This is a genomic window from Tepiditoga spiralis (assembly GCF_014701195.1).
In the GTDB taxonomy this organism is placed as follows: domain Bacteria; phylum Thermotogota; class Thermotogae; order Petrotogales; family Petrotogaceae; genus Tepiditoga; species Tepiditoga spiralis.
This window is the reverse complement of sequence record NZ_AP018712.1, coordinates 572,276-587,507: the sequence shown is the minus strand read 5'-3', so window position 1 is coordinate 587,507 and position 15,232 is coordinate 572,276. Positions and strand designations below refer to the sequence as shown.

Genomic DNA, 15,232 nt, shown 5'->3' with positions numbered 1-15,232 from the left:
CACTTTTCAACTATAAACATCACTCTATCACTACCATCACTATTAAAGAATATAGAATAAAATTCATAGGTTCAAAATCAAAAGAATAACCACAAACTTATTTTATCATATTTTATTAAGAAATTAAAAAAACATAAAAAATATGTTATAATTTTAGTATAAACCATATTTGGAGGAGATGTTATGAGTTTTATTCATGTATTTAAAGATATAGATAAAATTAAAAATTCAGTTATTTCATTTACAACCTCTGAAAATATGACAGAATTTCCATATCCATCCATAATATTATTTAAAGGAACTTCAATAAAAAATGGAGATGGATATGCTATTTTAGTTGATTATGAAAACGTTTTAAGTTTTTGGGCTGATGAATGGATTAATAATGAAGAAGTAATAGATTTATCTTGGGATATTATGGAAATAACAAAAGTTTATTATAGACCGAAAAAAATCTCTATTCCATCTATTTGGGAAGAATTTTATAATTTTTTAGAATTATTCATAAAAAATAAAGAAATAATAATACTGAAAGAAAATTTCAAAAAAAATAAATTTCAAGATTTAGAAACTATAAAAGAATTAGATTATTCAATGCAAATAATGGATTCAATAAGAGACACTTTATTTGATTTCTTTATTTCAAATGAATTACTATACAAAATTGAAATAAAAAGTTCTGGAAAAGTATTAATTTTTGGAATAGACTTACAAAAATATATAAATATAGCAAATATGTTAGATGATGAAATAGAAAAAAAACTTTTATGGTTAATTTTAAGAATCACTTTAGAAAGATCAATATTAAAAAATTTTAAACCACAAAATACAAAAATAATTAGTAATGGAATAGTCAAAGTAACATTAGAAAATATAAGTATAGAAGAAATAAGAAATTCTTTTAATCAAATAAAAAAAGATTTATACTTAAATTCTGAAGATATCTACAATATTTTTTATGACTTAAAAGAAAACACAAATATAATAAATGAACTTTTTGAATTAAAAGATATAATAGAAAAAGAAACAGATAAAGAATTTATAGAAATATTAGATATGTTAGTTGTAGATTCTATAACAAAAAACGAAAAATCAATAATAGAAAGAATAAAAAAGATAGGAAAGTATTTTTAATACTTTCCTAATTTTATTTGCAAAAAAATATAAAATAGTATATAATAAAAAAAATTATAAAAAGTGAGGGGATCTTCATGTTAAAAGGAAATAAAATAAGGTTAAGAGCCTACAAAAGAGAAGAATTAAAACTTGTTATGGAATTTATTAATGATGAAGATGTAACTAAATTTTTAAGACCTGGTGTTCCATTTCCTTTTAGATATGAAGATGAAATTAAATTTTATGAAAGTTTAAATCCTATGAGTACGTCAAGTTATTCCTTTGCAATAGAATTATTGGAGACAGAAAAATATATTGGTGGTTGTGGTATAAATGAAATTGATTGGAAAAATTCAGTAGCAACAGTTGGAATATTTTTGGGTAAACCCTATTGGAATAAAGGTTATGGAACAGAAGCTTTAAAGATCTTAGTTGATTTTATTTTCAATGAAATGAATATTAATAAAGTAAAATTAAACGTATATAGTTTTAATGAAAGAGCTATAAAGTCATATAAAAAAGTTGGTTTTGTAGTAGAAGGTAGATTAAGACAAGAAATATTTAAAGAAGGAAAATATTATGATGAAATAATAATGGGAATTTTAAGAAGTGAATATAAAATATAAAAAAAAGAAAGCATTTGCTTTCTTTTTTTGGTGGACCGGGACAGACTTGAACTGTCGACACACGGATTTTCAGTCCGTTGCTCTACCGACTGAGCTACCGGTCCATAAAAAAATGGTGGGTCCTGTAGGGATTGAACCTACGACCCTCTGCTTGTAAGGCAGATGCTCTCCCGCTGAGCTAAGGACCCATTATGGCGCCCCCAACGAGATTTGAACTCGTGTCTTTGGCGTGAAAGGCCAATGTCCTAGGCCGCTAGACGATGGGGGCACTTAAATGTTTTTGTCTTACTGACGAGATTATTTTACCATGATTTCTAAATAAAGTCAAGTTAACAACTTTAAAACATTTTTTTACAACTTAATACTATAAATATAATTTATAGTATTAAGTTGTAAAATCATACTATTTTAAAGAAGATTTGATATAATAACATGTAAGGATATAAAACGAGGTGATAAAAATGAAAAAAAGACTTCCAATAGGAAGAAGTGACTTTAAATCATTAATAGATGACAATATGTATTTTGTAGATAAAAGTATGTTAATCAAAGAAGTTATTGAAAGTGGAGACGTTCTATTAATAACAAGACCAAGAAGGTTTGGGAAAACTCTCAGTCAATCCATGATGAAGTACTTTTTTGATATTACTCAAAACAACGAACACCTCTTTAAAAATTTAAAGATATACAAAGAAAAAAATATAATAGAAAAACATTTAAATAAACATCCAGTTATATACATCACCTTTAAAGATTTAAAGTCTAATAACTTAAAAAAGATGCATGACTTATTAGCCATGGAACTTTCATCTTTATACATTGATCATAAGTATGTTTTAAATGTTTTGGATGAAGAAGAAAAATCAGTATATAAATCAATAACTTCAGAAACGGCGGATGATGCAAAGTATGAAAACTCTATAAGAAACTTATCAAAGTATATGGAAAGATACTATGGTAAAAAGGTAATAATATTAATAGATGAATACGATACTCCCATTCAACAAGCTTACTTATACGGATACTATGATGAAATAATATCTTTAATTGGTAACTTATTTGGCATGGCTTTAAAAGACAATGTATACCTTGAAAAAGCAGTTCTTACTGGTATAACAAGAGTTTCTAAAGAAAGTATCTTTACTGGTGTGAATAACTTAGAAGTTTCTACTGTATTAAATGAACTATTCAATGATAAGTATGGTTTAACTAAAGAAGAAGTTGAAGAAACATTGAAGTATTATGAACTTGAATATGAAGAAAGTGAAGTTATAGATTGGTACAATGGTTATAATTTTGGTGGTGTTGAAATTTACAATCCTTTTTCTATAGTAACTCTTGCAAAGAATAAAGGTAAAATAAGACCATATTGGATGAATACGAGTGGAAACTACTTAGTTAAACAATTAATAAAACAAGGAAGTGCTGAATTAAAAGATAAAATTGAAAAACTAATAAATGGTGAAGAAATTGAAAGTACAATAAATGAAACTATGGTTTATGGAGACTTAAATAACAACTTAGAAGAGTCTGTATGGACATTATTTTTATTCAGCGGATATTTAAAATGGACAAAAAATATAAATCATGATTATGAAAGATATACTTTAAAGATACCAAATAAAGAAGTAAAAATATTTTATAATAAAACTGTAGTATCTATGCTTGAAGAAGAAAGAATAAAGCTCAATAATATATTAATAAATTTAATAAATGGACATATAGAAGAGTTTAAAGAAGACTTTCAAAAATTAACTATTAATACATTGAGTTACTTTGATGTTAGCGGAGAAGAACCAGAAAGATTTTATCATGGACTAATACTTGGAATGAGCGTTGGTTTGAAAGAAAAGTATATAATAAAGAGTAATAGAGAAACAGGACTTGGAAGAGCAGATGTTATTTTAATTCCAAAAGATAAAACAGATAAAGGAATAATAATAGAGTTTAAAAAGTTTTATAAAAACGAAAAAACACTATTAAATAGTGCTAAAAATGGATTGAAACAAATAAATGAAAAAAGGTATGAAGAAGAGATAAAAAGTTATGGAATAAATGATATAATAAAAGTTTCGATAGCTTTTGATAAAAAAGAGGTTGAAATTGTTAGTAATTTAGATAAAGAAGAAAAATTAACAGAGATAGAAAAAGTAGCAAAGAACATGATTGAAAATGGAGTTGATATAGAATTTATATCTAAAATGACAAATTTATCTATTGAAAAGATAAAAAAATTAAAAGGTAGCATAAAAAATTTTGTGTAAACGGCTCTTCTTGGAAGGTAAAAATAAATAAAATTAGTTATTATTTTTAAAGTATTTCCATAAGAATTATCGACTATAAAGAAATATGCTTTAAGAGTAAATTTTAGAAGTTTTTATTATAATTTTTTGTAATAAATAGCCTTTTGCAACTTTTTATTGCAAGGTATAGCATTATAATATTTAATATTCATTTTTGTGTGTTATAGGTATTTTTTGTTATGTTACAAAGTATATTTATGTTAGGAATTATAGATATATTTTGTAATTCTTTCATTAAAAAAGATGGATAATTCGTTTAGGACATTGCTCCAATTTCTATAACGAGCTGTCCATCTTTTTGTTGCATTTATTGTTGCTAAATAAAGCATTTTCAATAATGCATCGTCATTTGGAAATGATGTTTTATTTTTTGTTGCTTTTCTATATTGTCTATTTAATGATTCTATTACATTTGTTGTGTACATTATTTTTCTTACATCATCGCCATAATCAAAATAAGGGGATATTGTTTCCCAATGTTTTTCCCAACTTTCTAATGCTAATTTGTATTTTGTCCATTTGTTTTCTTTCAAATCTTGTAAGTTTGAATAAGCAATATCTTTATTTGGTGCTTTATATACTTTTTTTAAATCATTAACAAGTTCTTTTCTATCTTTGTAACTAACATATTTTAATGTATTTCTTATTTGATGTATTATACATCTTTGTACTATAGTATCTGGGAAAGCAGTTTTTATTGCTTGTGGGAAACCTGTTAATCCATCTACAGAAGCTATTAATATATCTTTTATTCCTCTATTTTTTAAATCATTTAATACTCTTAACCAAAATTTTGATGATTCTATTTCACCTATATATATACCAAGTACTTCTTTAAATCCATCTATATTTACACCAAGTACAACATATGCAGTCTTTTTTATTATTTCACCATCATCTTTTACTTTAAACACTATTCCATCCATAAACATAAAAGTATATATTTCTTCTAAAGGTCTGCTTTGCCATTCTCTGATTTCAGGTAATATTTTATTAGTTATTTTACTTATCATTTCCGCTGATAATTCTACACCATATATGTCCTCTACGTTCTTTACTATATCTTTTGTGCTTAATCCTAAACCGTACATACCTATTATTCTACCTTCAATATCTGAGATATCTTTTTTATACTTTGGTACTATTTTAGGCTCATATTCACCTTTTCTATCTCTAGGTATTTTTAATTCCATTTCTCCAACACTTGTTCTTACTCTTTTTGAACTGTACCCATTTCTAGAATTATCTGTTTTCTTGTTTTCTTTATCATATTTCCCATAACCTAATTCATCTTCTAATTCTGCTTCTAACATCCCTTGTATTAACGGTCCCACTAATTCTTTTATCTTTTCATATACATCTTTTATTGTGTTTACCTCTGGATCCCTTGCTATTAATCTTGCTAATTTTTCAATGTTGCTTTCTTCTTTTTCTTCTTTTTTTCTTCTTGCCATTTTAAAAACCTCCTTCCTGGTTTTATTTTACCATCCCAAGAAGAAGGTTTTTCATTTTTTTATTTACACAAATTTTTTTATGGTCTCAATTAAAAGGATAGTTAATCTATCCCTTTAATGGTTTTTATTTTTAAATATTCTTCCAACTTTATTTGCTACTTTTGTAATATCTCCTGCTCCAACAAAGAGTAGTACACTGTTGTTATAATCGATTAAATGATTTATTAATTTTTTTGAATCATCAAAGTATTTAGAATTTATGTCTAAAAGATTTGTTATTTTACTTTCATCTACACCTTCAATAGGTTTTTCAAAAGCTGAATATATTCTATATACAAGTACTTCATCGGATTTTTCTAAGGCATTTATAAAACCTTTCATATGTCTATAAAGTCTTGTATATCTATGGGGTTGAAATATAGTTATTATTCTTTTATTTGGAAAATATTCTTTAGCTGCATCTATTGTCATTGATATTTCATCAGGTGTATGTGCATAGTCATCAATTACAAATATACTTGAATTGCTGTATAGTATATTGAATCTTCTGTTTACTGTTTTGTATGTAAATAATGCTTCATGTATAGTGTTAAAATCTATACCATATTCAATAGCAAGTGCAGTTGCTGCAAGTGCATCGTAAGCGTAATGTTCACCAGGAATTGGTAAGGTTATTTTTCCAATAAATTTATCTTTATAATATACTTCAAATTCTTGATATCTTCCCATTGTTTTTCTGTTTTTCATTATATAATCACAATTATTGTTTTGTCCAAAAAATAATAATTGTGGAACATTTAAATTCCACGTTGATAAAATAGGATCATCTCCGTTTAAAAACAATATATCTCTTGTTCTTTTTGCATATTGTTTTAAGGAATTCTCAAGATTTTGAAAGTCATTATTATAATGTTCGAGATGATCAGGTCTTAAGTTATTTATTATTACAACATCAGATTGAGATTTTTTTATATATCCATCACTCTCATCTACTTCTGCTATTATTTGTCCAGATCCTATTCTAAAATTTCCATCTTCAAGAAAGTTGTGTATTCCACCTAAAAAAACTGTCGGATCTTTTTTAGCATACTTAAATATTTGTGAAACCATAGCTGTTGTTGAAGTTTTTCCATCAGTTCCTGTTATACCTATACTCCAGTTGTTTTTTAATATGTTGTTTAAATATTCCATTCTATATAAAACAGGAATTCCTCTTTTATTTGCTTCTATTATTTCTGGATTATCATCTTTTATTGCGGTTGAACGAATTACAACATCTACATTTGGTAAAACGTTTGTATGACCTATATTTATTTTTATACCTTTATTTTCTAAGTATTCTACTCTTTCATTTATTTCATTATTAGTACCATAAACTTCATTACCACTGTAATAGCTGTACAGTGCAAGACTACTCATTCCAATACCGCCTATTCCAGAAAAAAAATATTTCATTTTATAATCTAATCCTCCTAAAATTCATCTATATTTTTTACTATATTTTTTATTGATTCATCTTCTTTTATATTCCATATAAAGTCTGTATTTTTTATTTCAATTTTTTCTATAAAATTTTGTAATTTATTGTAATCTATATTTTTTTCATCAAAAACTTCTGCTAATCCCATTTCTTTAAGTTTTAAAGCATTTTTAAATTGATGATTTTCAGAAGCATTTGACCATGGTATTATAGCACATTTTAACTCATAAAATAAAATTTCTGCTATTGTTGTGGCTCCTCCTCTAAAAATTCCTCCATCACAAATACTCATTATTTCATATATGTTATCTAAATATTCATATGTTTTTACATTTTTAAACTCTTTGAATTTATTTTTATTTTTTGTTATGTGTATAAAGTTTATATCATTATTTTTTTTATATACATTATACATTATATCATCAATTTGTTCTGAGCCAAGACTCCCTGCCATAATTAATAATGTTTTTTTTGAAGGATCAAGATTATAATTTTTTAATACACTTCTTTTTACCTCTTTTTCTGGAATTCTTACTGGATTTCCAGTTTTTATAAAAGGAGACATTTCAAATGATGTAAATACTTTTTTAGCTTTTTTAGATAGTAATTTATTGGTAATACCCATTATTGAATTTTGTTCATGTAAATAAAATGGTATTTTTAATTGACTTAAAGCTTTTCCAACTGGACCAACGACATAACCACCAGTTAAAAAACCAAAATCAGGATTAAATTTTTTAATTATTTTTTTAATTCTAAATGTTTCTTTTAATGCTAAAAGTATAATTTTTATATTTTGAAGTTTGTACAAGGGTCTTTTAAGTCCTGTTAAGTTTACAACTTCCATTTTTGCTTTTGGAAAATCTTTTTTTAATTTTTTTTGTTCTATACGACCTTTAGTTACAAAGTATAAAACTTCTAAATCATATTTTTTATCTAAATATTTTATAAAAGATAAAGCAGGAGTATAATGTCCACCTGTACCTCCACCAGATACTATTACTTTAATTTTTTTCAATTTGTTCACTTCCTAATGAATTGAAGTATATTAAACCTAAAGATAAACCTATTGCAGTTAATGTAATTATTAATGATGTATTTCCATAGCTCATTAAAGGTAGAGTAACACCTGTAACTGGTATACCTTTAACTCCAAGGCCAACTAAAGCATTTATTGTTACTTGAACAAATATCCACATAGCTGTTGTACATGAATATACTATTGTTAATAAGTTTTTTGTAGTGTATGCCATAGTTATTAAATTCCAAGATAAAAATAAAAATAAAGTTATTACTAATATAATACCTAATTTTCCCCATTCTTCACCTATTACAGACATTATAAAATCACTGTAGGATGCTGGAACTCTATATTTGTATTTTCCATTAAAAGGTGATGTTCCAAGTACTCCCCCATTTTCAATAGCTTTTAATGATTGCTGTGTTTGATAATTATCAGAATTATTTAATCTTTGTAATTGATATGAGTGTAAAAGGTTATCTTTAAAAATAAAAGCAAAAATTGTAATGGTTATTACAGTTAAAATTAAAATGCTTTGATATTTAAATTTTTTTATAGCTAAAAATATAGATATTATTGATATAAAAGATATTATAACTGATGTACTTAGATCTGGTTCTTTATAAATCAAAAATATAGGTATTCCACAGATTATTACTGGTATTAGTAAATCAAATAAAAAATTACTTTTTGTTTTTATATAATAATAATGGGCTATAATTGCTGGTATCAATAGTTTTGCTAATTCTGATGGTTGAAATTGAAAGGATCCAAAGTAAAGCCATCTATTTACATTAGCTACATTATGAGAAAAGAATAATACAATGAATAAAAAAGAATTTAAAAATATATACATTGAAATCATAAATGATTTTGATTTTATTAACACTTTTCCAAATACAAAAGAAATTATTCCTCCAACAGTTCCTATTGTCATTGCTATTATGTAATTTAATAACTTTGTTTTTGGATTTATACCATTTAATTCTTCCATGGCAAATAATGAGCTATATACAAAAAAAATTCCAAATATTAGGGTTATTCCTAAAACAATTAAATAAAGTAGTATATTTTTTTTTATTTGTTTTTCCATTATTCTCTCAACTCTTTAATAAATTTTTTGAAATCATTTCCTCTTTCTATATAATTTTTGTATAAATCATAACTTGCTCCAGCTGGAGATAATACTACATTTTTAGTATTAAAGTTTAAAGCTTTTTTTACTATGTCTTTTAAATTTTCTTCAAAATAAAATTTTTTTGAGTAATTATATTTTTTAACTTCTTTTTTCATATCTCCACAAACAAAGACAGCTATTGAATTTTTATTTAGTTCTTCTATTAATTGTGACATATCTTCATTTTTAGGTTCTCCAGATAAAATAGCAATATAATCTTTATTTCTAAAACTCAAGTAAGCATTGTATGCTGCATGAACATTTGTTGCTTTTGAATCATCATAAAAATTTATATTATTTATTTTTCCACAAAATTCTAATCTATGTTTTTCTGGTGAGTACGTTTTAATTGCTTCTTGTATTATAGAATTTGGTATATTTAAATTTAATGTTGTTAAGATAGCTGCAACTGTATTTTCTTTGTATATTTCCATATTTAAAAAATCATTTTCTATTTTTATAGAAATATTTTTATAATTTAATATGTTATTTTTTATGAATTCTTTATCAAAAAACAGTATTCTTTCAGAAGAATTATTTGTTTTTATACTTTTATTTAACAAAACTAATCCACCAGATGCTAAAGTTCTTTCAGCCATAATTAATTTACTATTATAATATTCTTCAATACTTCTATGCCAATTTAAATGATCAGGTGCAAGGTTTAATATTATTGATATTTCAGGAAAAAATTTTTTTGACCAAAACATTTGAAATGAACTAACTTCAACAACATAAAAATTTAAATTAGTTGGTAATTCAATTAAAGGTTTTCCAATATTTCCACATGTCATGGATGAATAATCAGATTCTTGTATTATATGATTTATTAATGTCGTTGTTGTTGTTTTGCCATTAGTTCCCGTAACTCCTATAAATATTGAATTTGGATTTTGTCCTTTTATAAATGACCATGAATATTCAATTTCAGTTGTATAATTTATGTTATTTTCAAGAACAATTTTTCCAGCAATACTTTCAGGGGATACTCCAGGACTCATTATAGCTAATTGAGTATTTTTTAATAAATCTCCATGTTTTTCTTCAAATATTACATTATTTTCTTTAAAGTACTTTTTTGTTTCTTCATTAAAAGGTGAATTATTACTTACAGTAATATTGTGTGCTTGATCAATTAAGAATTTTAAAAGACTTTTATTGCTTTTTCCATAACCTACAAGACAAATATTCATTTTAAACCCCCAATAGCTATTAAGCCCATTAAAAAGTTTATAATCCAAAAATACATTACTACTCTTTCTTCAGACCAGTTTTTTAATTCAAAATGATGATGAATAGGAGACATTAAAAATACTCTTTTTTTTCTTATCTTATAGCTACTTACTTGTATTATAACGCTAAACATTTCTGTTAAGAATATAAAACATGTAAATATAGTAAAAAATTCTGCAGAATAATAAACTGCTATACTTCCTAAAATTCCACCAAGTGCAAGAGAACCTGTATCTCCCATAAATAATTTAGCTGGTTTTATATTAAACATTAAATAAGCAATCACGGGAATTATTAATATAAATAATAATTCTTTTGGTGCAGAAGTTATTAATATTGTAAAAAATGCTGATATTATAAAAATTCCACCCGATAATCCATCGAGTCCATCTGTTAAATTTGATGCATTTGACATACCAGCTAAATATAAAATTACCCAAATTGGATAGAGTAGTCCAAAATTTAATTTAAGATTAAAAAATGGTATATTTGTATAATCATGTGAATTAAAATAATTTATTACAAAAAATAATATTGACGATACAATTAATTGCAATAGTAATTTTTCAAATGATTTTAGTCCAGTTGATTCTTTTCTATTAATACTTAAAAAATCATCTATAAATCCAATTAAAGAGTACATTATTGAAGATAATGAAACTATTAAATAAATTGATTCTTTATTTATAAAAAATGCAATTAAAGATAAAATAGAAATAGTTAATGTAAAAAATATTCCACCAGCAGTTGGTGTTCCTTCTTTATAGTTATGAAGGTCTGGACCTTCTTTTCTTATAAATTGTCCAAGTTGTTTTTTCTTTGCAAAATTTATATAAACCCGATAAATATATATAAGAATAAAAAATGAAATTAAAGAGATAATTAATATCATTATTGCCTCCTATTATTAAAATACTCTTTTAAAAAAGAGTTTATTCCTGTTCCATTTGATGCTTTAATATATATTATTCCTTTTAATTCATTCAATAATTTTTTTAACTCTTCAAATGATTTTATTTTTTTTACCTTTAGTGATGAAAAGATATTTTGTGGATCAAAAAAATAAATTTCATCAAAAGTATTTTTTGTTTCTTTTAGTATTTTTTCATTTATTTTTTTGTCTCCTGATTCTAAAACTTCTCCCATTATTAATATTTTTTTTCCTTTTAATCTTTCTAGAGTTTTAAAACCATTTGTAAAAGATTCATAAGATGCATTGTATGAATCATCTATTATTGTTTTATTTTTTAGTTCATATAGCTTAAATCTGCCTTCTGGTAGATTTATTTGAGATAATACAGATGGATCTAAAGGTACTTTTATAAAAACTGTAAATAAAATTGCGGATAAAAGATCTAAAAGATGACCTTCTGTCCAAATTCCATTTAAAGTTAACATTAATTCTTTACCAAACAGTGTATAAAAAACTTTTGTATTATTTTTATAATAAAAAAAATCTTTTAAGTATCCATCATTGTTTTCGTTTTTACCAAAAGTTAAAATATTTAAGTTTTTTGGAGCAATATTTTTTAAGTTTTGATCACCATTCAATATAAGTAATCCTCTGTCCATACCAGAAGTTATTTTCATCTTTTCTTTTGAAAGCATTTCTTTATTTTTAAAAAATTCCATATGAGATGAGCCAATGTTTGTTATGAACACAACATCAGGTTTATATACGTTTGAAAGTAACTCTAAATCTCCTGGTTTTCTTAACCCCATTTCTAATATTGCAACATCTTCATTGTTGTATTCGTTAAAAATAGACAATGGAATGCCTATTTCAGTATTTTTATTTTTTGGTGTTTTAAAAGTTTTCATATGAGGAGACAACAAATAATACAAACATTCTTTAGTTGTTGTTTTGCCATTTGAACCAGTTATTGCTATTGTCATTTTAGAGTTTAAAATTTTAGCTGATTCGTTTAAAAAATCTAAAGTAGTATTATTTAATTTTATTGTTTTTCCTATATATTTTCCTTCTGTATCAATAACAGCAAACGATGCGCCCTTACTGAACGCATCGTTTACATAATTGTGCCCCTTTCCATAGGCTACGAAAACATCATTTTTTTCTATTTCATTTGAATTTATTTTAAAAACATACTTAGCTTTTTTTAGATCACTAAGAGTCATTTTTTCATGCTCCTTCTAAGATTTTCAATTATTTCATGAGCTACTTCAAAATCATTGAATCTAACCTTTTTTCCTTTTGCAAATAATTGGAAAAGCTCATGACCTCTTCCTGCTATTATTACTATATCTTCTCTATTAGCAAAGTTTATTGCGGCATTTATAGCTGTTTTTCTGTTTGGTATTACTATAAAGTTTTTGTTTACGTCTATTCCTTTTTTTACATCTTCAATAATCTTTTCTGGATCATCATCTTTTGGATCGTCTGTAGTTAATATTGTTATATCTGAATATTTACTCGCAACTGCACCCATAATTTTTCTTTTTCCAACATCAGCATGACCACCAGCTCCAAAAACAATAATGACTCTGCCTGTTGTTATATCTTTTGCTGTTTTTAAAACTTGTTCCAAAGCATCTGGAGTATGAGCAAAATCTATTACAACAGAAAATCCTAAATTTTTGCTATTTGGAACTAATTGAAATCTTCCTGGAACACCGGAAAAAGTTATTATTCCATGTTTTATTTCTTCGTAGCTCAATCCCATTAATTTTGTACTAATTAATGCTAATGTAATATTTGAAGCATTGAAATCTCCAACAATAGAAGAATATATTGATAATTCTGATCCTTCAGGTGTCTTTATTTTAAAGTTCATTTGATAAATACTTTTAGATACATCTTTTATTACATAATCAGCATCTTCAGAAAATCCATAAGTTATAATTTTATCTTTATCTACATTCTTTAATTCTTCTTTTTTTAAATTGTCTATATTTAATATAACTTTTCCATCTTTTTTTAAATTTTTAACTAAAGAAAGTTTTACATTTTTATACTCTTCAAATGTCGAATGATAATCAAGATGATCCCTTGTTATGTTAGTATAAGCTATTATATCAAACTTTATATTTTCAACTCTTTTTTGTTCTATTGAATGTGAAGAAACTTCCATATTAATAAATTCAACATTTTTTTCTTTGCTTTCTTTTAAAATAGAAGCTAATTTTAAAGAACCAGGTGTTGTATTGTATGGTTCATCAATTACTTCATCATTTATTTTTATTTCAACAGTTCCTATTAAAGTAGATGTTTTCTTTGATTCTCTTAATAGATGATGAATTAAAGATACAGTTGTTGACTTTCCGTTAGTTCCAGTAACACCAAAAATTTTAAAATTATCAGAATTTATATTACTGAAATTAAAAGCAATTTCTGATAAAGCCTTTCTTGTATTTTTTACTTTTATGTAAGAAGCTTTCTCAGGAATATTTTTATCACTTTCAACTATAAATAAAACAGCTCCCCTTTTATAAGATGTTTGAATAAAATCATGTCCATCAAAAATCTCCCCTTTTATTGCAACAAAAACATCGTTTTTTTCTACATTTTCACAGTTATCTTTTATAGATGTTATTTCAAAATTTTCTGGGAGATTAATAGAGCTTTTTATTATTTCATTTTTTAATAATCCCAAAATTTTACTAATAGTCATTTGATTCCCCCCATTTTTTATATTCCAACATATATTTTAACTCTAATTTTATTATTTGACAACATTTTTATTTGACAATGATAATTTTTATTGGTATCATATAATTAGCACTCAAAAAAAAGGAGTGATAATTATGGGTATTGTATTAAGCCAAAGGCAAAAAGATATTTTACTTAGTATAGTAGATATTTATATTAAATATAAAAAACCAGTTAGTTCTGATGATGTATTAAAATACTCTAGAGTAAAAGCAAGTAGTGCAACTATAAGAAATGATATGCAAAAACTTCAAAGATTAAAGTACATTTATCAACAACACACGAGTGGTGGAAGAATACCATCTGATCGTGCTTTAGAATTATATTTTGAAATTGTAAAAGATGTTTACTCTAAAACAGAAAAAATGTTAGACATACCAAAGGAATATAAATTTTATGACTTAAACATAATGATAGAAAACATGTCTAAAATAGTTTCGGAAATATTAGAAGGTATGATTATTTTTGAATATCCAAATCCTAGGTATGTTTTTATAACAAGATGTGTTGTAACCCCTTTAACAGAGTCTCATTATGTTGTAACCTTTTTAACAAATCTTGGTATGACTATTTCAAGAACAGTTGAAAAATATGGACTTCCTATTTCTTCTGAATTAGAAAAAATGTTAAATAAAGGATTATCAGGAAAATCAATTCAAGAATTATTGAGTGCTGTAAATTCAGAATCGTATAAAACTGATGATATTAGAATAAAAAATATGTTTTCAATGATTAATAGTTTATTAAATGAATTTTCAAGGAATAAGTATCATGTAACTGGTCTTGAAAAAATAATTTCTCATTGTAAAAACAACATTGAGAGCATAGAAAGCTTAACAATGATGGTTGAAAATGATGAAATTAAAGATAAAATATTTGATAAAATAGAGTTTTCAAATGACATAAATATATTCTTTGGAGATGACTTAAATGCTAGAGCATTAAAAAATTTTTCATTTTTTAATACTTCATATAGTCTATCTTCAAATTCTATTGGTAGAGTATTATTAATAACTGACAAATATAAAAACTATGAAAAAGTTTATAAAGTGTTAAAAGAATATGTATCTAGATTCTCTGAAATTATATCAAAAAATCTTTAATAATAAAAGCTTTTTTTAAAAAAAAATAAAAATAATAAAAATAAAAATATAT

The 15,232-nt window shown here is 24.8% G+C and carries 12 protein-coding genes and 3 tRNA genes; 4 read left to right on the top strand and 11 right to left on the bottom strand.

Going from position 1 to position 15,232, the window contains the following annotated elements:
• Window positions 1–183: 183 nt before the first annotated feature.
• Both IGS63_RS02620 and IGS63_RS02615 read left to right on the top strand, forming a co-directional pair.
• Window positions 184–1,134, top strand: a complete 951-nt coding sequence (locus tag IGS63_RS02620; RefSeq protein WP_190615486.1) for a hypothetical protein — start codon at window positions 184–186, stop codon at window positions 1,132–1,134.
• Window positions 1,135–1,211: 77 nt separating this feature from the next.
• Complete coding sequence (locus IGS63_RS02615) at window positions 1,212–1,742, top strand: GNAT family N-acetyltransferase (RefSeq protein WP_190615485.1); 531 nt, start codon at window positions 1,212–1,214, stop codon at window positions 1,740–1,742.
• A gap of 28 nt (window positions 1,743–1,770) precedes the next feature.
• Here IGS63_RS02615 and IGS63_RS02610 read toward each other — a convergent pair.
• The 3 genes from IGS63_RS02610 to IGS63_RS02600 form a co-directional block, all read right to left on the bottom strand.
• Window positions 1,771–1,846: transfer RNA gene (locus tag IGS63_RS02610), tRNA-Phe, on the bottom strand.
• A 9-nt stretch (window positions 1,847–1,855) separates the two neighbouring features.
• A tRNA-Val gene (locus tag IGS63_RS02605) sits at window positions 1,856–1,930 on the bottom strand.
• Between the two features lie 4 nt (window positions 1,931–1,934).
• Window positions 1,935–2,010: transfer RNA gene (locus IGS63_RS02600), tRNA-Glu, on the bottom strand.
• A 193-nt stretch (window positions 2,011–2,203) separates the two neighbouring features.
• Here IGS63_RS02600 and IGS63_RS02595 point away from each other — a divergent pair.
• Window positions 2,204–4,006, top strand: a complete 1,803-nt coding sequence (locus IGS63_RS02595; RefSeq protein ID WP_232521271.1) for an AAA family ATPase — start codon at window positions 2,204–2,206, stop codon at window positions 4,004–4,006.
• Window positions 4,007–4,245: 239 nt separating this feature from the next.
• Here the strand turns inward: IGS63_RS02595 and IGS63_RS02590 are convergent, their stop codons facing one another.
• The 8 genes from IGS63_RS02590 to IGS63_RS02555 all read right to left on the bottom strand — a co-directional run bounded on the left by IGS63_RS02590 (window position 4,246) and on the right by IGS63_RS02555 (window position 14,039).
• Window positions 4,246–5,499 carry an IS256 family transposase gene (locus IGS63_RS02590; RefSeq protein WP_232521268.1) on the bottom strand — a complete coding sequence of 418 codons (1,254 nt, stop codon included), beginning with the start codon at window positions 5,497–5,499 and terminating at the stop codon, window positions 4,246–4,248.
• A 114-nt stretch (window positions 5,500–5,613) separates the two neighbouring features.
• Window positions 5,614–6,954, bottom strand: coding sequence for a UDP-N-acetylmuramate--L-alanine ligase (gene murC / locus IGS63_RS02585; protein ID WP_190615484.1), 1,341 nt, complete (start codon window positions 6,952–6,954; stop codon window positions 5,614–5,616).
• A 17-nt stretch (window positions 6,955–6,971) separates the two neighbouring features.
• Window positions 6,972–7,997, bottom strand: coding sequence for a UDP-N-acetylglucosamine--N-acetylmuramyl-(pentapeptide) pyrophosphoryl-undecaprenol N-acetylglucosamine transferase (locus IGS63_RS02580; protein WP_190615483.1), 1,026 nt, complete (start codon window positions 7,995–7,997; stop codon window positions 6,972–6,974).
• Window positions 7,984–9,093, bottom strand: coding sequence for an FtsW/RodA/SpoVE family cell cycle protein (locus IGS63_RS02575; RefSeq protein WP_190615482.1), 1,110 nt, complete (start codon window positions 9,091–9,093; stop codon window positions 7,984–7,986). Before IGS63_RS02575 ends, IGS63_RS02580 begins: the two co-directional genes overlap by 14 nt.
• Window positions 9,093–10,370: a UDP-N-acetylmuramoyl-L-alanine--D-glutamate ligase gene (gene murD / locus IGS63_RS02570; protein ID WP_190615481.1), complete on the bottom strand. Its 1,278-nt coding sequence runs from the start codon at window positions 10,368–10,370 to the stop codon at window positions 9,093–9,095. The genes IGS63_RS02575 and murD overlap by 1 nt, the downstream gene beginning before the upstream one ends.
• The gene (gene mraY, locus IGS63_RS02565) at window positions 10,367–11,302 is read right to left on the bottom strand and encodes a phospho-N-acetylmuramoyl-pentapeptide-transferase (RefSeq protein ID WP_190615480.1); all 936 of its coding nucleotides are present in this window, start codon (window positions 11,300–11,302) and stop codon (window positions 10,367–10,369) included. The genes murD and mraY overlap by 4 nt, the downstream gene beginning before the upstream one ends.
• Window positions 11,302–12,546 carry a Mur ligase family protein gene (locus tag IGS63_RS02560; RefSeq protein WP_190615479.1) on the bottom strand — a complete coding sequence of 415 codons (1,245 nt, stop codon included), beginning with the start codon at window positions 12,544–12,546 and terminating at the stop codon, window positions 11,302–11,304. The genes mraY and IGS63_RS02560 overlap by 1 nt, the downstream gene beginning before the upstream one ends.
• Window positions 12,543–14,039: a UDP-N-acetylmuramoyl-L-alanyl-D-glutamate--2,6-diaminopimelate ligase gene (locus IGS63_RS02555; protein WP_190615478.1), complete on the bottom strand. Its 1,497-nt coding sequence runs from the start codon at window positions 14,037–14,039 to the stop codon at window positions 12,543–12,545. Before IGS63_RS02555 ends, IGS63_RS02560 begins: the two co-directional genes overlap by 4 nt.
• A gap of 133 nt (window positions 14,040–14,172) precedes the next feature.
• Between IGS63_RS02555 and IGS63_RS02550 the strand changes: the two genes are divergently transcribed.
• Window positions 14,173–15,180: a hypothetical protein gene (locus tag IGS63_RS02550; protein ID WP_190615477.1), complete on the top strand. Its 1,008-nt coding sequence runs from the start codon at window positions 14,173–14,175 to the stop codon at window positions 15,178–15,180.
• Window positions 15,181–15,232 lie beyond the last annotated feature (52 nt).